Raw genomic sequence first — 20,000 nt, 5'->3', positions numbered from 1 at the left:
TTAGATCACGCGGGAAAACTGCTGCTGTCGCGCCTTCTGCCGCATATAGACATCAAAACACATGCAGATATTACGAATCAGCAATCGCCCTTTCGGCGTAACCTGTATCCCGCTCTTCTGAATCTCCACCAGCCCATCGGCGGCCAGAGGCGCAAGCAAAGCCAGATCCGCAGCAAAATAGTCGGTAAAGGTTATGCCATTAACCGCTTCAATGTCGCGAAAAGAAAGCGAAAAGTTGCAGATAAGCGACTTGATAACGTCACGACGCAGGCAGTCATCCTGGCTTAGCGTCAGGCCACGCCATAACGCGTTGCCCTGCTTTTCCACGCTGGCATAGTATGCCTTCAGCTCTTTTTGATTTTGAGCATAACAGTCTCCCAGCATACTGATCGCCGAGACACCCATTCCCAGCAAATCGGTCTCGCCCTGGGTGGTATAACCCTGGAAATTGCGATGAAGTTTTCCCTCGCGCTGGGCGATAGCCAGTTCATCGTCCGGCCGGGCAAAATGATCCATGCCAATGTAGTGATAACCCTGCGCGGTCAGGGTAGCGATAGTTTGCTGCAGGATGACCAGCTTTTGCGCCGGGGTGGGCAGCTCTTCATCTTTAATTTTACGCTGAGCGGCAAACAGCGTTGGCAAGTGCGCATAGTTGAAAACGCTTAGGCGATCGGGCCGTAACGTGGCCACTTTTTGCAGCGTATAATCGAAGCTTTCCGGCGTTTGCATCGGCAAGCCGTAAATCAGATCGATATTACTGGAGGTAAAACCCAGTTCGCGCGCGCGTTCGATCAACGCAAAAATAAAGCCTTCGTCCTGAACACGATTGACACGCTCCTGCACTGCTTTATTAAAATCCTGCACCCCCATGCTCAGACGGTTAAAGCCCAGCGCCCGCAGATGATCGAGCACATCTAATTCCAGCTCGCGTGGGTCAACTTCAATGGAGATTTCTGCTTCGCTGTTGAAATGAAAACATTCCCGCAATACCGCCATCAGGCGACTCAGCTGTGCCTTGCTTAACCAGGTTGGCGTTCCGCCGCCCCAGTGCATTTGGGTAACGGTTCTGTTGCTGAATAGCGCAGCACGCTGGCGGATTTCCAGTTCAAGGACATCCAGATAACGATCGCCTTTATGCGAATGGCGCGTTACCTGCTTGTTGCAGCCGCAGAAATAACAAAGGCGGTGACAGAAAGGAATATGGATATAAAGGGAAAGCGGTCGCGTGGGATAACGCTGGGCCGCCTGCTGAAATGCCGCTTCGCTCCAGCCTTCGCTAAACTCCAGCGCGGTGGGATAAGAGGTATAGCGCGGCCCGGCATAGTTGTACTTCTCGATCAGGGCCTGATCCCACTCGGTTAACGGCATTGGCATGTTCACTCCTTCCATTTACGACGCCTTACGGGCCGCGTCAAGGGCAAGGAGGCCTGGCGCTGCCGGTTAGCGGTAGCACGGCGCAACCGTGATTTCAGCTGCGTCAGGCGGCGTAGTTTAACAAACAGCCAAAACAGATAACATGCCAATAGAATGGCGATAATTGATCCAGGCCAAAACATAGTCGAATACCTGACTGACGGGAGCAAAGCCAGCGCCCGTTCCCGTCAATTTAGGTCAGCGAGCTTATTTCTCGCCTTTCAGCAGACGATACATATCTTCATCTGCCTCATCTTCTTCATCATCGTCCAGACCGATACCGAGCTGTTCCATCAGCACATCAATACGATCCAGCGTCTGATCGAGCCAGGCCTGATCTTCTGCTGATAAGACTTCGCCGTTCTCCAGACGATCCAGCAGCCCGTCAAGGCGCTCATCATTTTCCAGCATCGCCAGTTCATCTGCCGGCTCCATTAAGGGCTTCTGCTCAACGGGCGCCTTCTTGATCGGTTTCGCTGCCGTGACCGCAACGCCTTCTTTTAATAACGGCACCGGTTTTTTACTGCCAATACGTGGATCTTTCTCTTTGGCCGCGCTGTTTTTGTCACTCTGAGACATAACAGGGTTCGCGCGGCTACCTGCTGCATGGCCGCGGCGCTTTTTATCGCGCTTCCGATCGCGCGCTTCCTGATTTTTATCTTCGTGCGATTTGCGTTTTACTTTTGGCGCAGCGCTACTTTGTGGCTTACGTGCAGGTTTCATGATCGTTTATCCGGGGTTTTTCTTTAGTATAGAATTGCGGCGGAATCTAGCAGAAAGCGCACAAAGAAAAAAGGCGGCAGGTACCCTGTCGCCTTTTTTCGTACCTTCCGTAGAAGGACAACCTTCCTTTACATCCCTGGTGCAGTCAACATCCCGGTTTTTCCATGTGCATTACGCTCTCGTCCTGAGCGTTTCCTTTTCCCTGACGGCGCATTCTAACGCACCTTGTCCTGTTCCCTGCTCTCTGTTTTCCTGACTACTCCGTGAGCGCTTCATCCTGAAGTGAGCCATCCAAACTCTGTGAATTACTTTAGACGAATAAGTAAAACTAACAAGGTACCTGAGGGATTTCCTGGACTCTTTTTTACAGTAATCCAATTAACTTTTTGAATTTATTTAAAATGTTTATTTGAATGGCGTTTAAAAGCGCCAATAACTGGCAATAATTATGGCAAATATCTTACAATTTTATTAGTCAACCGTACCAGGAAGCGCTTTACGTGCTTTAAGGGTATAATCACGCCATTAAACCCAATGAACTCTTCAGGAGTCACTATTTTGTCTGGCTGGAATTATCACGTCACCCATTTTGTTACCAGCGCCCCCGATATTCGTCACCTTCCGGCTGATGTGGGTATTGAAGTGGCATTTGCAGGCCGTTCTAATGCGGGTAAATCCAGCGCTCTTAATACGCTGACTAACCAAAAAAGCCTGGCGCGTACCAGTAAAACGCCTGGCCGTACCCAGCTCATCAACCTGTTTCAGGTCGCTGACGGCATACGTCTGGTCGATTTACCTGGTTACGGATATGCTGAAGTCCCGGAAGAGATGAAGCGTAAATGGCAGCGCGCCCTGGGCGAATATTTGCAGAAACGCGAGTGCCTGAAAGGTCTGGTGGTATTGATGGACATCCGTCATCCGCTTAAAGATCTCGATCAACAAATGATTGAATGGGCAGTGCAAAGCCAAATACCGGTACTGGTGCTGTTAACCAAAGCTGATAAGCTGGCATCCGGCGCTCGTAAGAGTCAGCTGAATGTGGTGCGCGAAGCCTCACTGGCCTTTATGGGCGATGTGCAGGTAGAGCTTTTCTCTTCTCTGAAGAAAATTGGCGTGGATAAACTGCGGCTTAAGCTGGATAGCTGGTTTAGCGCGCAGGAAGAAGCGCCGTCTTCAGAAGAGGGGCAATAACCCTTCGGGATGCGCAGCGGATTACGCATCCATTTTTACCGAACGCCCAATAAAAAACGCCCCAGTCACAAAATGACTGGGGCGGCTAATATTCAGCCAAATCCGATTACGTGAAGTAAAAGGTCTGAAAGATAGAACATCTTACCTCTGTACCCTACGCCGTAAACTTTACCTGATTTTTTCTGGTCGACAAAGAATTTTTTGTAGTTAATTTTCATAAAACCGCCGTTTTTTCTTAACAGGCGTCACATAAACAGCGCATGAATGTAGCTTAATTACCAAAAAAGTGTTTAAGCGCCATAACGTTAGCATTTAAGTAACGGCATGGCGCACTCGGGCCGGGTGCGCGGCGCGCTAATTACGCCGCAACACCAGCATGGTCTGGTACGGATCAGTGCGCCTGATCCCAGTTATCACCGACACCAATATCTACGCGCAGCGGAACATCCAGTTTCATGCTGTTTTCCATGAGCTGACGAATTTTGGCGCTGGCCTTTTCCACGTCCTGCTCCCTGATTTCAAATACCAGTTCATCGTGAACCTGCATAATCATCGTAACCTGCGGCGCATCGGGCTCCTGCAACCAGGCATCCACGTCAATCATGGCCCGCTTGATGATATCTGCCGCCGTGCCCTGCATCGGCGCGTTAATCGCTGCACGCTCAGCCGCTTTACGACGAATCGCATTGGCGGATTTGATATCCGGCAGCCACAGCCGACGTCCATCCAGCGTCGATACGTAGCCCTGTTCAGAAGCCTGCTGGCGCGTATTTTCCATATACTTCAGCACGCCCGGATAGCGTTCAAAATAGCGATCCATATACAGCCTGGCCTCGCCCGCATTAATATTCAGCTGACGGGATAAGCCAAACGCGCTCATACCATAGATCAAACCGAAGTTAATTGCCTTGGCGCTGCGACGTTGCTCGTTGGTCACTTTATCAACGCTGACGCCAAAGACTTCTGCCGCCGTAGCCCGGTGAATATCCTGACCTTCCGCAAAAGCGGTCAGTAGTCCTTTATCCTGTGACAAATGCGCCATGATACGCAGCTCGATCTGCGAATAGTCAGCCGCTACGATGCGGCAACCTTCTGGTGCGATAAAGGCCTGACGGATACGTCGCCCTTCTTCATTACGCACCGGAATGTTTTGCAGGTTTGGATCGGTCGAAGAAAGACGCCCTGTTGCCGTTACCGCCTGTTGATAAGAGGTATGCACCCGCCCTGACCGTGGATTAATCATCTGCGGCAGTTTATCGGTATAGGTTGATTTCAGCTTAGAGAGCCCACGATGCTCCAGAATCACTTTAGGCAATGGATAATCCAGCGCCAGCTCTGCAAGGACCTCTTCACTGGTCGATGGCGCGCCGCCCGGCGTTTTTTTGGTGGGTTTGATACCCTGTTTTTCAAACAGAATGGTTTGCAGCTGTTTAGTGGAAGAGAGATTGAACGGCTCGCCTGCCAGTTCATGTGCTTTCTCTTCCAGCTCTTTAAGGCGAGCGGTCAGCTCCTGTGAGTGCTTAGCCAGGATATGCTGATCGATCAATACGCCGTTACGCTCAATACGCGAGATCACTGTCAGCAGCGGCATTTCGATCTCTTCAAAAACTTTTCTTGGGCCCGCCTCTTTTTCCAGTTCCGGCCACATTTTTAAATGCAGCTGCAGCGTAACGTCTGCATCTTCTGCCGCATAATGTGCCGCCTGCTCCAGAGCGATCTGGTTGAAGGTGAGCTGATTTTTGCCTTTTCCGGCGATCTCGGTAAAGGTCACCGTTTTATGGTTGAGCCAGCGCGCTGCCAGACTATCCATATCATGCTTACCGACTACGGTATTCAGCATATAGGACTCAAGCATGGTATCGAATTTAATCCCGGCCAGCTCGATGTCATAGTTCTTTAAGACGCTACGATCGAACTTCAGGTTTTGACCGACTTTCAATGCGCTTTTATCTTCCAGCAGCGGCTTAAGCTGTGCCAGCACCGCATCCCGATCCAGCTGATCCGGCGCATCCAGATAATCATGGGCCACAGGCAAATAGGCGGCTTCGCCTGGCGCTACGGCAAAGGATAGACCGATAATATTGGCGGTTAAGGTATCCAGCGAGTCTGTTTCCAGATCAAAGGCAAACAGCGAACTTTGTTTTAGCTTATCCAGCCAGCTATCGAATGTGTCCTGATCAAGGATCGTTACGTAGCCATCCGAAGAGAGCACGCTGACGCTTTCCGGCTGTGGCGCTGCTGTTTCCTCTAACGCCTTCTGTGCGCCGCTGTTACTTTTCCGCCCCTGCAACCATTTCCCTTCTTGCAGATCGGTAATCCAGCGGCGGAATTCATAATGGCGGAACAAGCCAAGCAGCGTTTCTACGTCCGGCTCGTTAACGGTGAGTTGCTCGCAGCCGATATCAAGCTCTACATCCGTTTTGATCGTTGCTAACTGATAGGAGAGCAGCGCAACCTCTTTATTCTGCTCCAGCTTAGCCGCCATGGTTTTCGCGCCACGGAAGCTAAGATCAGCAATTTTATCCAGATTGTCATAAAGCGTCGTAATGCTGCCCAGACCCTGCAACAGCGCCTGTGCGGTTTTTTCACCCACGCCCGGGACGCCCGGAATGTTATCGGATGCGTCACCCATCAGAGCCAGAAAATCAATAATCAGCTCAGGCGGAACACCGAACTTTTCTTTTACTTCATCCGGTCCGAGGATGGCGTTATTCATGGTATTAATCAGAGTGATATTCGGCGTAACCAGCTGCGCCATATCTTTATCGCCGGTGCTGATTAACACCGCACGTCCCTGCTTCTCTGCCTGAAGGGCCAGCGTGCCGATAACATCGTCAGCCTCTACGCCAGAAACCGCTAACAGCGGCAAGCCCATCGCACGCACCATATTATGCAAAGGTTCTATTTGCGCACGAAGGTCATCCGGCATAGGCGGGCGATGAGATTTGTAGTGCTCAAATAATGCGTCACGGAAGGTTTTGCCCTTTGCATCGAAGACTACCGCTACATGGCTGGGTTGATACTGCAGCAGCAAGCTACGCAGCATATTCAGCACGCCATACATTGCTCCGGTTGGTTCTCCGGCACTGTTGGTGAGCGGCGGAAAAGCATGGTAAGCGCGATAAAGGTAGGAAGATCCATCTACCAGAATCAAAGGGTTTTCTGCGATTTGAGCCATAAGTTTCACGTTCCAGGATGATCGTTGGTATGGCATAAGGATGCCACATGATACGGATAAATATGAAATAACCTGGACGGAAGTTTAGGGAAAGCTCAGAAAACGCTAAGCGGAATTTGCCTGACGACCTGTGGATAACTTTGTGTGCAAAATTGCTAACGTATTGTTATTTACGTAAATATACAATATAAGGTGAAAATTATTCTTTTTTTATCAAGCGGTTGGATCAAGAAAACGATCCTGCCAGTGGAAAAGTCAAAATAGATCAAATGTGGATATAAATATCAACGATCCTTTTTTGATCGCCGACGTCTTATTAATTTAATCCCGAAATCATCCGTCACCCCCTGCTTATTTTTTCAACAGAGACTGCGGGAAAGTATACGTCAGGAATAAAAAAACGCCGGGATAACCCGGCGTCTTTTTTAGATCGTTTTTACTGCTTTTGCAGCAGGAATTTTACGACATTGGCATATTGCTGAACGAAGTTATCCATTGAACTGGTATCCAGCCCGCCGTTATTAACCATATATTTGCCATTAACAAACATTGCCGGTACGCCGCGCAGCTCGACATCCGCTGCCGCTTTCTGCTGCTGAGCAACCAGCGCTTTTACCGCAAAGCTATTCCAGGCCGCATCGTATTCTTCTGGTTTAATCCCAGCCGACTTCACAAAGGCTTCTTTCAGGCTGGCAGGATCGGTAATCGTTTGGGTTTTCTGGATACCTTCAAAGATAGGCGCGGTGACCTGCTCTTCAACACCCAGCGCCATCGCAACTGCCCAGGCGTGCGTCATAATCGGACCCAGGTCGCCGCCAAGGAAATCCACATGGTATTTGGTGACTTTAACCCCTTCCGGCAGGGCTTTCTTTACGGCATCACCAACATGATAAATTTCTTCGAACTGATAACAGTGAGGACAGAAAAAGGAGAAAAACTCCATTACCGGAGGCTTACCGGCTACCGGCTTATCCAACGTAACGTATTGCTGACCATCGGTAAACTGCGCAGCTGAGGCACTGAACGCCAGTACGACACCGACCAGCGCAAGCCATAATTTTTTCATTTCGAGACTCTCTCCATAATCAAACATCAATATTCAGGCATTAACCGCAGGGGCGGCTGCTGTAATGCGGTATTTTGCTCTCTGAAGGACGCAATTTGCCTGCGCCAGAAATCTTCTTCCGTCATCCACGGAAAGCTACGCGGAAAAGCAGGATCCTGCCAGCGACGAACAATCCACGCCAGATAATAAACCATGCGCATAGCGCGTAAAGGTTCAATTAATGACAATTCGTTAATATCAAAGTCTCTGTATTCACTATACGCCTCCAGCAGAATATCCCACTGGATACGCTGCTGCTGACGATCGCCGCTTATCAGCATCCAGAGATCCTGGACCGCAGGGCCATTACGCGCATCGTCCAAATCAACAAAAAGCGGTCCGTCACGCCACAGAATATTACCTGGATGACAATCGCCATGCAGGCGTAACGGCGTCCAGCTGCAATGCCAGTATGTCTGTAAAGTGCTCCTCAACGCCGCAATGCTCGTATTGAGATCATTTCGTAACGCAGAAGGGATCAGACCACACTCCTGTAAGATTTGTGCGGGCTCCTCAATATATTCCTGCAGCCCTATGTCAGGGCGAGCCGTAAACAGCTTGCGTTCGCCGGTTTGGTGGATGCGTCCCAGAAAGCGACCTACACTCTCAAGCTGATCGTCATTATCCGTTTCGTATTGTCGACCACCAAGGCTGGGGAATACGGCAAACCAAAAGCCATCATGCTGCTGCAATGTGCTGCCGTTGAGTATCAGCGGCGCAGCAAGCGGCACCTCATCTTGCTGAAGCTCCAGCGCAAACTGATGTTCCTCTTCAATCTGGGCACGGCTCCAGCGCTGCGGGCGATAGAATTTAACGACATAACGCTGCCGCTCTTCATCAGAAAACTGATAGACGCGGTTTTCGTAGCTGTTAAGCGCGGTCAGCCCGGAATCGACGCGCAAACCAGCATCCCAAAGCGCATCAACAATAGTATCGGGATTGAGGGTGTGAAAATGAAAGGCGGTATTTTCCATCGTGCATCTCGGTTCAGTGCCAGCAGCGGGTAAGAATAACATTGATCGGTCAGCACGACAGAAGGCGCAGAAGATTAATCCTTAATTATGCCGCGTGCGCGCAGCAACGCCGTTTTGAAATCTTCCTCGTAATCCTTTTTAAGGCCGGGAATTGCTTCTTGCTTATCTGCACCACGCATTTTTAAATGATAGATCAGGATATCATCGGTTAATGCAGACAAGGGACCGTCAAAGCCTGACTCGTCCGCCAGTTTTTGTAAGAATTGCAGCAGGTTAAGATCCGGCTCGCTTTGCCAGGCCGGTTGTAGCAGTTCCAGTAGTTCATTCAGTCGATGGTATTTCATAAAATTTATCCATAATGGTTAACTGGATGCTACGTTAGCAGGGTTATTCCCACAATAAAAGAGAGGGTTTGCGCGTGAGCAAGCAGCGGGAAACAATATCTGGCGTCATTCTTGCCGGAGGACGTAGTAGCCGTATGGGGGGACAGGATAAGGCGCAATTGCTGCTACAGGGAAAACCTTTGTGGCAGCATGTCTGGCAGCGGCTGGCTCCGCAGGTAGACAACGTTAGTATCAGCGCGAACCGCAACCTGACGCATTATCAACAGAGCAAGCTGCGCATTATTAATGATGTATTGCCCGACTATCCTGGGCCGCTAGCTGGCATGCTGAGCGCGTTTCAGCAAATCGATAGTTCGTGGCTCGCCTTCTCCGCCTGCGATACGCCATTCATACCCGATGATTACGTTATACGCCTCTGGCAGCAGAAACAGCAGGCACCCGCAGTATGGGTGCGTTCAAATCAACGCGATCATCCTGCGCTGGCCTTAATTAATCGTCAGATCATGTCTGAACTGGCCCTTTACCTGGCTAGCGGCGAGCGAAGAGTAATGCATTTTTTACAACAGGTGGGCGGACATGCCGTGTTATTTAACGATGATGAGCAAGCTTTCGTTAATATCAATACGCCAGAAGAATTAGCACATTATGAGGGGAAGCACTAAATGTTGCCCATACTGGCTATCGCTGCCTGGAGCGGAACCGGAAAAACAACGCTGCTTAAGCAGCTCATCCCTTTATTAAAAGAAAAAGGGGTCCGGCCAGGACTTATCAAACATACGCATCACGATATGGATATAGATATACCCGGTAAAGATAGTTATGAATTACGCAAAGCGGGTGCCGATCAGGTGTTAGTCGCCAGTCAACAACGCTGGGCATTAATGACTGAAACGCCGCATAACAGGACAATAGATTTTAATTTCCTTATAAGCCGCATGGATAAGCGTTCTTTAGATCTGATTTTGGTAGAGGGGTTTAAAGATGAGCCGATCCCGCGCATTGTTTTATGCCGCGATCGTAGCGAGGAAGAAATAAAGGAGCTGCTGGATGAGCATGTTATCGCCGTGGCCAGTGATTGTTCACTTGATGTTTCGGTACCGCTGTTGGATCTGAACGATCCTACAGCCATTGCCGGATTTATTGTGCAATGGCTGAAAGAGTGTCCCTGAGAAGGGGCATTGGTCTTGTGTCGCCAAATAATAAATACGAAAAAGCCTCAGCTTTCGCTGAGGCTCTGTCGTTGTTTTGATGCCTGGCAGTTCCCTACTCTCGCATGGGGAGGCCCCACACTACCATCGGCGCTGCGGCGTTTCACTTCTGAGTTCGGCATGGGGTCAGGTGGGACCACCGCGCTCTCGCCGCCAGGCAAATTCTGTTTCCGCACGCCGCCCGCAGGGCCACGCACGCATATCCGTCAACAAGGCTGAAAATACTCTCAGTTCCCAAAACGCTTCCGGCGTTGTAAGGTTAAGCCTCACGGGTCATTAGTACCGGTTAGCTCAACGCATCGCTGCGCTTACACACCCGGCCTATCAACGTCGTCGTCTTCAACGTCCCTTCAGGGGGCTCAGGGCCCCAGGGAAGACTCATCTCGAGGCAAGTTTCGTGCTTAGATGCTTTCAGCACTTATCTCTTCCGCACTTAGCTACCGGGCAGTGCCATTGGCATGACAACCCGAACACCAGCGGTGCGTTCACTCCGGTCCTCTCGTACTAGGAGCAACCCCTCTCAGTCTTCCAGCGCCCACGGCAGATAGGGACCGAACTGTCTCACGACGTTCTAAACCCAGCTCGCGTACCACTTTAAATGGCGAACAGCCATACCCTTGGGACCTACTTCAGCCCCAGGATGTGATGAGCCGACATCGAGGTGCCAAACACCGCCGTCGATATGAACTCTTGGGCGGTATCAGCCTGTTATCCCCGGAGTACCTTTTATCCGTTGAGCGATGGCCCTTCCATTCAGAACCACCGGATCACTATGACCTGCTTTCGCACCTGCTCGAACCGTCACTCTCGCAGTCAAGCCAGCTTATGCCATTGCACTAACCTCACGATGTCCGACCGTGATTAGCTGACCTTCGTACTCCTCCGTTACACTTTGGGAGGAGACCGCCCCAGTCAAACTACCCACCAGACACTGTCCCCACGCCAGATTATGGCGCCAGGTTAGAACATCAAACATTAAAGGGTGGTATTTCAAGGATGGCTCCGTGCGAACTGGCGTCCGCACTTCACTGCCTCCCACCTATCCTGCACATCAAGGCTCAATGTTCAGTGTCAAGCTGTAGTAAAGGTTCACGGGGTCTTTCCGTCTTGCCGCGGGTACACTGCATCTTCACAGCGAGTTCAATTTCACTGAGTCTCGGGTGGAGACAGCCTGGCCATCATTACGCCATTCGTGCAGGTCGGAACTTACCCGACAAGGAATTTCGCTACCTTAGGACCGTTATAGTTACGGCCGCCGTTTACCGGGGCTTCGATCAGGAGCTTCAGGTTGCCCTTAACCCCATCAATTAACCTTCCGGCACCGGGCAGGCGTCACACCGTATACGTCCACTTTCGTGTTTGCACAGTGCTGTGTTTTTAATAAACAGTTGCAGCCAGCTGGTATCTTCGACTGGCTTCGGCTCGGGGAGCAAGTCCCTCCACCTACGCGCCAGCGTGCCTTCTCCCGAAGTTACGGCACCATTTTGCCTAGTTCCTTCACCCGAGTTCTCTCAAGCGCCTTGGTATTCTCTACCTGACCACCTGTGTCGGTTTGGGGTACGATTCGTTGTTACCTGATGCTTAGAGGCTTTTCCTGGAAGCAGGGCATTTGTTGCTTCAGCACCGTGGTGCCTCGTCATCACGCCTCAGCCTTAACTTTCCGGATTTGCCTGGAAAGTCAGCCTACACGCTTAAACCGGGACAACCGTCGCCCGGCCAACATAGCCTTCTCCGTCCCCCCTTCGCAGTAACACCGAGTACGGGAATATTAACCCGTTTCCCATCGACTACGCCTTTCGGCCTCGCCTTAGGGGTCGACTCACCCTGCCCCGATTAACGTTGGACAGGAACCCTTGGTCTTCCGGCGAGCGGGCTTTTCACCCGCTTTATCGTTACTTATGTCAGCATTCGCACTTCTGATACCTCCAGCAGACCTCACAGTCCACCTTCAGCGGCTTACAGAACGCTCCCCTACCCAACAACACACAGTGTTGCTGCCGCAGCTTCGGTGCATGGTTTAGCCCCGTTACATCTTCCGCGCAGGCCGACTCGACCAGTGAGCTATTACGCTTTCTTTAAATGATGGCTGCTTCTAAGCCAACATCCTGGCTGTCTGGGCCTTCCCACATCGTTTCCCACTTAACCATGACTTTGGGACCTTAGCTGGCGGTCTGGGTTGTTTCCCTCTTCACGACGGACGTTAGCACCCGCCGTGTGTCTCCCGTGATAACATTCTCCGGTATTCGCAGTTTGCATCGGGTTGGTAAGCCGGGATGGCCCCCTAGCCGAAACAGTGCTCTACCCCCGGAGATGAATTCACGAGGCGCTACCTAAATAGCTTTCGGGGAGAACCAGCTATCTCCCGGTTTGATTGGCCTTTCACCCCCAGCCACAGGTCATCCGCTAATTTTTCAACATTAGTCGGTTCGGTCCTCCAGTTAGTGTTACCCAACCTTCAACCTGCCCATGGCTAGATCACCGGGTTTCGGGTCTATACCCTGCAACTTAACGCCCGGTTAAGACTCGGTTTCCCTACGGCTCCCCTATACGGTTAACCTTGCTACAGAATATAAGTCGCTGACCCATTATACAAAAGGTACGCAGTCACCTAACGAGTAGGCTCCCACTGCTTGTACGTACACGGTTTCAGGTTCTGTTTCACTCCCCTCGCCGGGGTTCTTTTCGCCTTTCCCTCACGGTACTGGTTCACTATCGGTCAGTCAGGAGTATTTAGCCTTGGAGGATGGTCCCCCCATATTCAGACAGGATACCACGTGTCCCGCCCTACTCATCGAGCTCACAACACATGCATCTTCGTGTACGGGACTGTCACCCTGTACCGTGCGCCTTTCCAGACGCTTCCACTGACACACATGCTGATTCAGGCTCTGGGCTGTTCCCCGTTCGCTCGCCGCTACTCAGGGAATCTCGGTTGATTTCTTTTCCTCGGGGTACTTAGATGTTTCAGTTCCCCCGGTTCGCCTCATGCCACTATGTATTCATGACATGATAGTGCAACGGATTGCACTGGGTTTCCCCATTCGGGTATCGCCGGTTAATAGCGGTTCATATCACCTTACCGGCGCTTATCGCAGATTAGCACGCCCTTCATCGCCTCTGACTGCCAGGGCATCCACCGTGTACGCTTATTCGCTTAACCTCACAACCCGCAAGCGTCTTGCGACACTCGTGAGTGCGAGAATTGAGAGAATCGTGAACAACTGGATTAAAGTTGTTCCGTTTTCAATTTTCAGCTTGTTTCCGGATTGTTAAAGAGCAATATCTTAAAGCCGACTCGTAAGTCAGTTTTAAGATAATTTGGCAGGTGACTTTCACTCACAGACCAGCAAGTGGCGTCCCCTAGGGGATTCGAACCCCTGTTACCGCCGTGAAAGGGCGGTGTCCTGGGCCTCTAGACGAAGGGGACACTGAGTCTGCTTCGCAAGACGCCTTGCTCGTACATTTCATCAGACAATCTGTGTGAGCACTTCACGGCCGGGATTCAGCATGGTAAGGAGGTGATCCAACCGCAGGTTCCCCTACGGTTACCTTGTTACGACTTCACCCCAGTCATGAATCACAAAGTGGTAAGCGCCCTCCCGAAGGTTAAGCTACCTACTTCTTTTGCAACCCACTCCCATGGTGTGACGGGCGGTGTGTACAAGGCCCGGGAACGTATTCACCGTGGCATTCTGATCCACGATTACTAGCGATTCCGACTTCACGGAGTCGAGTTGCAGACTCCGATCCGGACTACGACGCACTTTATGAGGTCCGCTTGCTCTCGCGAGGTCGCTTCTCTTTGTATGCGCCATTGTAGCACGTGTGTAGCCCTGGCCGTAAGGGCCATGATGACTTGACGTCATCCCCACCTTCCTCCGGTTTATCACCGGCAGTCTCCCTTGAGTTCCCGACCGAATCGCTGGCAACAAAGGATAAGGGTTGCGCTCGTTGCGGGACTTAACCCAACATTTCACAACACGAGCTGACGACAGCCATGCAGCACCTGTCTCACGGTTCCCGAAGGCACTTCCGCATCTCTGCAGAATTCCGTGGATGTCAAGGCCAGGTAAGGTTCTTCGCGTTGCATCGAATTAAACCACATGCTCCACCGCTTGTGCGGGCCCCCGTCAATTCATTTGAGTTTTAACCTTGCGGCCGTACTCCCCAGGCGGTCGACTTAACGCGTTAGCTCCGGAAGCCACGAGTCAAGCTCACAGCCTCCAAGTCGACATCGTTTACGGCGTGGACTACCAGGGTATCTAATCCTGTTTGCTCCCCACGCTTTCGCACCTGAGCGTCAGTCTTTGTCCAGGGGGCCGCCTTCGCCACCGGTATTCCTCCAGATCTCTACGCATTTCACCGCTACACCTGGAATTCTACCCCCCTCTACAAGACTCTAGCCTGCCAGTTTCGAATGCAGTTCCCGGGTTGAGCCCGGGGATTTCACATCCGACTTGACAGACCGCCTGCGTGCGCTTTACGCCCAGTAATTCCGATTAACGCTTGCACCCTCCGTATTACCGCGGCTGCTGGCACGGAGTTAGCCGGTGCTTCTTCTGCGGGTAACGTCAATGAACCAGGTTATTAACCTCGCTCCCTTCCTCCCCGCTGAAAGTACTTTACAACCCGAAGGCCTTCTTCATACACGCGGCATGGCTGCATCAGGCTTGCGCCCATTGTGCAATATTCCCCACTGCTGCCTCCCGTAGGAGTCTGGACCGTGTCTCAGTTCCAGTGTGGCTGGTCATCCTCTCAGACCAGCTAGGGATCGTCGCCTAGGTGAGCCGTTACCTCACCTACTAGCTAATCCCATCTGGGTTCATCCGATGGTGTGAGGCCCGAAGGTCCCCCACTTTGGTCTTGCGACATTATGCGGTATTAGCCACCGTTTCCAGTGGTTATCCCCCTCCATCGGGCAGATCCCCAGACATTACTCACCCGTCCGCCACTCGTCAGCAGAGCAGCAAGCTGCTCTCTGTTACCGTTCGACTTGCATGTGTTAGGCCTGCCGCCAGCGTTCAATCTGAGCCATGATCAAACTCTTCAATTTAAAAGTCTGATGCTCAAAGAAAAACGTCGTAATGAATTACGTGTTCACTCTGAGACTTGATACTGCAATAGTTTTTGCGATATCCCGTCCGTGAGTGCCCACACAGATTGTCTGATAAATTGTTAAAGAGCAGTGCGACCGGCGCTTCGTGCCGTTGTCGCGAGGTGGCGTATATTACGCTTTCCTCTTTCAGAGTCAACCCCTTTTTTCAGAAGTTTTTCTCCGGCGATTCAGACTTCGCTGAACCGCCTGACCCGACGCTGCGTAAGCCGCTGTGCCGTGTCAGTGGAGGCGCATTATAGGGAGTTCTCTGAAGCTCGCAAGTGCTAATTTAAAAAAAATAGCCAAGCGTTTCTTTTTTCGCCAATAGCCTGAATAAACACCGCTAATTGTATATCTCGCAACCAGAACCCCGCGTTGTTTTGCCCGTTTTTGGCGAAGTGCCCGGCTTCGGCTGATGCTATTCTCTATTTCTCTGCCGATTTTGTTGTGGGCCACGTAAACAATAAAGAAGAAGGATGCTTAATGATCAAATCTGCGCGCAGTATGGCGGGGCTTCCCTGGATTGCTGCGATGGCTTTTTTCATGCAGTCACTCGATGCAACAATATTGAATACTGCTCTCCCGGCTATCGCCGACAGCCTCCAGCGTTCTCCACTTGCTATGCAGTCTGCGGTTATCAGCTATACCCTGACGGTGGCGATGTTGATTCCAGTCAGCGGCTGGCTGGCCGATCGCTACGGTACACGTAAGGTCTTTATCGTTGCTGTCTCTCTTTTTACCTTTGGCTCTTTGATCTGCGCGCTTTCCGGCTCGCTAATGGTGCTGGTTATCTCGCGTATTATCCAGGGCGTTGGCGGAGCAATGATGATGCCGGTGGCACGCCTTGCTTTATTACGGGCCTATCCGCGCAGCGAGCTATTGCCGGTGCTGAATTTTGTTACCCTGCCCGGTCTGGTCGGTCCCGTGGTCGGCCCGATGCTTGGCGGCATTTTAGTTACCTATGCCTCCTGGCACTGGATTTTCCTGATAAACATCCCTATCGGCATTCTTGGTATTGTCTATGCACGCAAATATATGCCGGACTTTACAACGCCGCGTCGTCGCTTCGATTCGCTGGGCTTTATCCTGTTCGGTTTCGGCCTGGTGCTGCTTTCATGCGGCATTGAGTTATTCGGAGAGAAAATTGTCGCCAGTACCATTGCTGTTGCCGTTCTGCTGAGTGGCATCCTTTTACTGCTGCTTTATATAGCGCACGCGCGACGTCATCCCACCCCGCTAATTAGCCTGCCAATGTTTAAGACCCGCACGTTTTCAATCGGCATCCTGGGCAATATTGCTTCCCGACTGGGCACCGGATGCGTTCCTTTTCTTATGCCGCTAATGCTGCAGGTGGGCTTTGGTTACTCAGCGATTATCGCAGGCTGTATGATGGCACCGACGGCGATTGGCTCTATGCTGGCGAAATCGACGGTAACCAGCGTGTTACGCAGGCTGGGCTATCGCACTACGCTGGTTGCCATTACCGCAATTATCGGCCTGTTTATTGCCAGCTTTGCGTTGCAGTCGCCGGGCGAACAGATTTACGTGTTGCTGTTGCCGCTGTTTCTGTTGGGAATGGCCATGTCAACGCAGTTTACCGCCATGAACACCATCACGCTGGCCGATCTTACCGATGAGAATGCCAGCAGCGGCAACAGTATGTTGGCGGTAACGCAGCAGCTGGCGATCGGTTTTGGCGTCGCGGTGAGCGCCGCGGTACTGCGCTTCTATGAGAACTTTGGCGGCACTACGGTTGAACAGTTCCACTCGACGTTTTTGACCATGGGCGTGGTCACCGTTCTGTCAGCGCTGGTATTTATGCTGTTAAAACCAGGTGATGGCCGTCACCTGATTAGCGATCGTGAAAAGCGCCGTAAAAAGGCTTAACGTTGCGCGACTGACTGTCGTTCAATCAACTCCGGCGTCAGCACCAGCCTTTGCTGGCTGCCGCCGGGCGATTTAAGTCGATGAATTAACGTATCGATGGCCAGCTCGCCCAGTTCATCCTTTGGCTGATGAATTGTTGTTAACGGTGGTGTCATATAGCGCGCCAGTTCAATATCGTCATATCCCATCACCGCCATATCTTCAGGGACGCGTAACCCCGCCTGATAGAGCGCATGATACGCGCCAACAGCCATCGCATCATTACTGGTGAATACTGCCTGCGGGCGTGATTTACATGCCAGCAATGCATTCATGCCGTTGAAACCGCCCTGGAATTCAAAATCACCATTGATTACATACTCTGGTGGTAAAGGCAGGCCGGCTGCTGTCATCGCCTGTTTAAACCCTTCCAGCCGCAGCCGCGCCGGAGTTTTATCCAGCGGCCCGGCAATACAGGCGATACGCGTATAGCCGCGCGCAATAAGATAGTTGGCCGCCAGCTCACCGCCGAGCAGTGAATTATCCTGAATAATATCGCTGCCGCCGTCGAAGGGTGCCCAGTCCATCATTACTGAAGGAATGCCAGGATAACGCGTCAGGATATCGGCAGAAGGCAGATGACTTTCGGTACACATGATGAGCAAACCATCAACACGCTTTTGCAGCAACGTTTCCAGGCTGCGATTCATGCGTTCTTCATCACCTTCGGTATTGCACAACACCAAACTGTAGCCGCGTTCATAGCAGCTGTTTTCCACGCCACGTACCACTTCAGCATAAAAAGGGTTACTGCTGGCAGTAAGCAGCATACCAATGGTGTGGGTTTGGTTGATCTTCAGGCTGCGCGCCAGAGCCGAGGGCGCATAGTTTAGCTCGAGAATGGCCGCTTCAATTTTTTCTTTGATCGCTTCACTTACAAAGCGACTGTTGTTAATAACGTGCGAGACCGTTGAGGTCGAGACGCCCGCTAAACGGGCGACATCTTTCATGGTAGCCAATCCGCTTACCCCTGCTGCTGTAAAAAGCGGTCAATCTCTTCGCGCCAGGGCACGGATGGCTGCGCGCCGGAACGCGTTACGGCAATCGCTGCTGCCGCATGGGCAAAGCGCACCGCCTGCGGCATCGGCTGCTGTTCCAGCAGTGCGGTAATCAACGCGCCGTTAAAGGTATCTCCGGCGGCAATGGTATCCACCGCCTGAACGCGAAAGCCAGCAATGCGCTGCCCTGTACCTTCTTCGCTAAGCCAGACGCCACGACTGCCGAGCGTGATCAGCACTTGTGCGATGCCTTTTTCATGCAGCACGGCGGCGGCGCGGGCCGCATCCTCATCGCTTTTTATCGCAATGCCGGTCAGCATTTCCGCTTCGGTTTCATTAGGGGTGATCATATCCACCAGCCCCAACAGCTCATCCGGCAAAACAGCCGCCGGCGCGGGATTAAGGATCACGCGCGTCCCATGCTGCCGGGCAATTTTCGCCGCCGCCAGCACGCTTTCCAGCGGTGACTCCAGCTGCATCAGTAATGCGGCAGCATCGGCAATCACTTGCTGATGTTGCGCCACAACCTCTGGCGTCAACGCAGCGTTCGCCCCGGCATGAATAGCAATGCTGTTTTCGCCCTCGCTGTTAACAAAGATAAGCGCTACGCCGGTCGTGGCGGCGTCAATCACAGAAACAGGAGAGGTATCGATGCGGTCAGCAGCTAACTGTTGACGAATACGTTCGCCAATATCATCAGCGCCCACACAGGCAATAAAAGCGATATCTGCGCCGCTGCGGCCAGCGGCCACCGCCTGATTTGCGCCTTTACCGCCAAAAGCGACCTGGTACTGTTTCCCGATCACCGTCTCACCGGGCCGCGGGAACTGTGACAAATTAAGAATATGATCGGCATTAATACTGCCAAGTACAGCGAGTTTAGCGGATTGCGTCATTCGGGGTTCATCCAGAAAAGTGCGCCACCTGAACGGTGGCGCGTTGCCATGCTTTTCTTTGTTATTTGGTGACCAGCTTCAGATCGACCGGATTGATAGCCTGTACTTTCTCGCCTTTTAACGCTTTATCAGCGATCTGTACGCCTACCTGACCAATTTTTTCCGGCATCTGCGCCACGGTCGCGGCCAGTTTGCCGCCTTCTACAGCTTTAACCCCATCATCGGTGCCGTCGAAGCCCACGACCACCACATCAGATTTACCGGCGGTTTGCAATGCTCGTAACGCACCCAGCGCCATTTCATCGTTTTGCGCGAACACCGCCTGCACTTCCGGATGCGCCGTCAGCAGGTTCTGCATAACGTTCAGGCCCTTGGTACGATCGAAGTCGGCAGGCTGGCTCGCCAGGATCTGGAATTTATGCGCATCGGCAGCCTGTTTGAAACCTTCACCACGTTCACGCGCGGCGGAGGTCCCGGCAATGCCCTGCAGCTCTATAATTTTGGCGCCCTCACCCAGTTTTTTCGCGATAAAGTCACCGGCCATTTTCCCGCCGAAGCGGTTATCTGACGCCACGTGACTCATCACTTTGCCCTGCGCCGCTACGCGGTCCAGGGTAATCACCGGAATATTGGCCTGGTTTGCCATTTTAACCGCATTACCTACCGCATCTGAGTCGGTTGGGTTGATCAGCAGCAACCTGGTGCCGCGAACGGTCAGATCCTGAACGTTTGCCAGCTCTTTCGCCGGGTTATTTTGCGAATCCAGAACCACCAGGTTGTAACCCAGCTTATCTGCTTCTTTCTGCGCGCCATCTTTCAGCGAGACGAAGAAGGGGTTATTCAGGGTTGAAACCACCAGCGCGATGGTATCTTTAGCCAGTGCATTGGCGCTAAGCGTGGCGCCAAGCAGTACTGCAATTGCCGTGAGTTTTTTCATTTTCATCTTTAT

Annotated in this window: 14 protein-coding genes, 1 tRNA gene and 3 rRNA genes; 4 read left to right on the top strand and 14 right to left on the bottom strand. The window is 52.0% G+C overall.

Annotation, left to right across the window (positions count from 1 at the left end; genetic code table 11):
* Entirely contained in the window at positions 1-1,374 is a 1,374-nt protein-coding gene (hemN, locus tag B1H58_RS07820) for an oxygen-independent coproporphyrinogen III oxidase (protein WP_085069235.1), read from the bottom strand.
* Positions 1,375-1,620: 246 nt separating this feature from the next.
* Positions 1,621-2,139 (bottom strand): Der GTPase-activating protein YihI, encoded by a 519-nt coding sequence (gene yihI / locus B1H58_RS07810; protein ID WP_085069231.1) that lies wholly within the window; start codon positions 2,137-2,139, stop codon positions 1,621-1,623.
* Between the two features lie 531 nt (positions 2,140-2,670).
* Here yihI and yihA point away from each other — a divergent pair.
* Complete coding sequence (gene yihA / locus B1H58_RS07805) at positions 2,671-3,327, top strand: ribosome biogenesis GTP-binding protein YihA/YsxC (protein WP_085069229.1); 657 nt, start codon at positions 2,671-2,673, stop codon at positions 3,325-3,327.
* 92 nt (positions 3,328-3,419) lie between these two features.
* Here the strand turns inward: yihA and spfP are convergent, their stop codons facing one another.
* The 5 genes from spfP to B1H58_RS07780 all read right to left on the bottom strand — a co-directional run bounded on the left by spfP (position 3,420) and on the right by B1H58_RS07780 (position 8,928).
* Positions 3,420-3,467: a small protein SpfP gene (gene spfP, locus B1H58_RS21365; RefSeq protein WP_071892919.1), complete on the bottom strand. Its 48-nt coding sequence runs from the start codon at positions 3,465-3,467 to the stop codon at positions 3,420-3,422.
* 251 nt (positions 3,468-3,718) lie between these two features.
* A complete protein-coding gene (gene polA, locus B1H58_RS07795; protein WP_085069227.1) occupies positions 3,719-6,505 on the bottom strand; it encodes a DNA polymerase I in 2,787 nt (928 codons plus the stop codon).
* A gap of 436 nt (positions 6,506-6,941) precedes the next feature.
* Entirely contained in the window at positions 6,942-7,571 is a 630-nt protein-coding gene (gene dsbA / locus B1H58_RS07790) for a thiol:disulfide interchange protein DsbA (RefSeq protein WP_085072256.1), read from the bottom strand.
* Positions 7,572-7,597: 26 nt separating this feature from the next.
* Positions 7,598-8,584 carry a serine/threonine protein kinase gene (locus B1H58_RS07785; protein WP_085069225.1) on the bottom strand — a complete coding sequence of 329 codons (987 nt, stop codon included), beginning with the start codon at positions 8,582-8,584 and terminating at the stop codon, positions 7,598-7,600.
* A 74-nt stretch (positions 8,585-8,658) separates the two neighbouring features.
* Complete coding sequence (locus B1H58_RS07780) at positions 8,659-8,928, bottom strand: YihD family protein (RefSeq protein ID WP_085069223.1); 270 nt, start codon at positions 8,926-8,928, stop codon at positions 8,659-8,661.
* Between the two features lie 74 nt (positions 8,929-9,002).
* On the opposite strand from B1H58_RS07780, the gene mobA reads away from it, so the two are divergent.
* On the top strand, positions 9,003-9,590 hold the full coding sequence (mobA, locus tag B1H58_RS07775; protein WP_085069221.1) for a molybdenum cofactor guanylyltransferase MobA: 588 nt from the start codon (positions 9,003-9,005) through the stop codon (positions 9,588-9,590).
* A complete protein-coding gene (gene mobB, locus B1H58_RS07770; protein WP_085069219.1) occupies positions 9,591-10,097 on the top strand; it encodes a molybdopterin-guanine dinucleotide biosynthesis protein MobB in 507 nt (168 codons plus the stop codon). It begins immediately after the preceding gene.
* 81 nt (positions 10,098-10,178) lie between these two features.
* On the opposite strand, the gene rrf is transcribed toward mobB, so the two are convergent.
* The 4 genes from rrf to B1H58_RS07750 form a co-directional block, all read right to left on the bottom strand.
* Positions 10,179-10,294, bottom strand: a 5S ribosomal RNA gene (rrf, locus tag B1H58_RS07765).
* A 97-nt stretch (positions 10,295-10,391) separates the two neighbouring features.
* A 23S ribosomal RNA gene (locus tag B1H58_RS07760) occupies positions 10,392-13,296 on the bottom strand.
* Between the two features lie 191 nt (positions 13,297-13,487).
* Positions 13,488-13,563, bottom strand: a tRNA-Glu gene (locus B1H58_RS07755).
* Between the two features lie 84 nt (positions 13,564-13,647).
* A 16S ribosomal RNA gene (locus B1H58_RS07750) occupies positions 13,648-15,189 on the bottom strand.
* Together the 16S, 23S and 5S rRNA genes with 1 tRNA gene alongside form the textbook arrangement of a ribosomal RNA operon.
* Positions 15,190-15,714: 525 nt before the next feature.
* On the opposite strand from B1H58_RS07750, the gene mdtD reads away from it, so the two are divergent.
* Entirely contained in the window at positions 15,715-17,118 is a 1,404-nt protein-coding gene (gene mdtD / locus B1H58_RS07745) for a multidrug transporter subunit MdtD (protein ID WP_085069218.1), read from the top strand.
* On the opposite strand, the gene rbsR is transcribed toward mdtD, so the two are convergent.
* The 3 genes from rbsR to rbsB form a co-directional block, all read right to left on the bottom strand.
* Positions 17,115-18,116, bottom strand: coding sequence for a ribose operon transcriptional repressor RbsR (gene rbsR / locus B1H58_RS07740; protein WP_237172462.1), 1,002 nt, complete (start codon positions 18,114-18,116; stop codon positions 17,115-17,117). The genes mdtD and rbsR overlap by 4 nt on opposite strands.
* Positions 18,117-18,121: 5 nt before the next feature.
* Positions 18,122-19,051, bottom strand: coding sequence for a ribokinase (gene rbsK / locus B1H58_RS07735; RefSeq protein WP_085069214.1), 930 nt, complete (start codon positions 19,049-19,051; stop codon positions 18,122-18,124).
* 61 nt (positions 19,052-19,112) lie between these two features.
* Complete coding sequence (rbsB, locus tag B1H58_RS07730) at positions 19,113-19,994, bottom strand: ribose ABC transporter substrate-binding protein RbsB (protein ID WP_418304142.1); 882 nt, start codon at positions 19,992-19,994, stop codon at positions 19,113-19,115.
* Positions 19,995-20,000: the final 6 nt, after the last annotated feature.

Source organism: Pantoea alhagi (genome assembly GCF_002101395.1).
Lineage (GTDB): Bacteria > Pseudomonadota > Gammaproteobacteria > Enterobacterales > Enterobacteriaceae > Mixta > Mixta alhagi.
The sequence above is the reverse complement of the archived record's forward strand: the minus strand, read 5'-3'. Positions and strand labels throughout refer to the sequence as shown.

What these genes read in the sequence shown, in the direction of transcription:
- rbsB (WP_418304142.1), bottom strand. Translation starts at nt 19,994, where the DNA reads ATGAAAATGAAAAAACTCACGGCAATTGCAGTACTGCTTGGCGCCACG.
- polA (WP_085069227.1), bottom strand. Translation starts at nt 6,505, where the DNA reads ATGGCTCAAATCGCAGAAAACCCTTTGATTCTGGTAGATGGATCTTCC.
- rbsK (WP_085069214.1), bottom strand. Translation starts at nt 19,051, where the DNA reads ATGACGCAATCCGCTAAACTCGCTGTACTTGGCAGTATTAATGCCGAT.
- B1H58_RS07780 (WP_085069223.1), bottom strand. Translation starts at nt 8,928, where the DNA reads ATGAAATACCATCGACTGAATGAACTACTGGAACTGCTACAACCGGCC.
- yihA (WP_085069229.1), top strand. Translation starts at nt 2,671, where the DNA reads ATGAACTCTTCAGGAGTCACTATTTTGTCTGGCTGGAATTATCACGTC.
- mdtD (WP_085069218.1), top strand. Translation starts at nt 15,715, where the DNA reads ATGATCAAATCTGCGCGCAGTATGGCGGGGCTTCCCTGGATTGCTGCG.
- B1H58_RS07785 (WP_085069225.1), bottom strand. Translation starts at nt 8,584, where the DNA reads ATGGAAAATACCGCCTTTCATTTTCACACCCTCAATCCCGATACTATT.
- hemN (WP_085069235.1), bottom strand. Translation starts at nt 1,374, where the DNA reads ATGCCAATGCCGTTAACCGAGTGGGATCAGGCCCTGATCGAGAAGTAC.
- dsbA (WP_085072256.1), bottom strand. Translation starts at nt 7,571, where the DNA reads ATGAAAAAATTATGGCTTGCGCTGGTCGGTGTCGTACTGGCGTTCAGT.
- mobB (WP_085069219.1), top strand. Translation starts at nt 9,591, where the DNA reads ATGTTGCCCATACTGGCTATCGCTGCCTGGAGCGGAACCGGAAAAACA.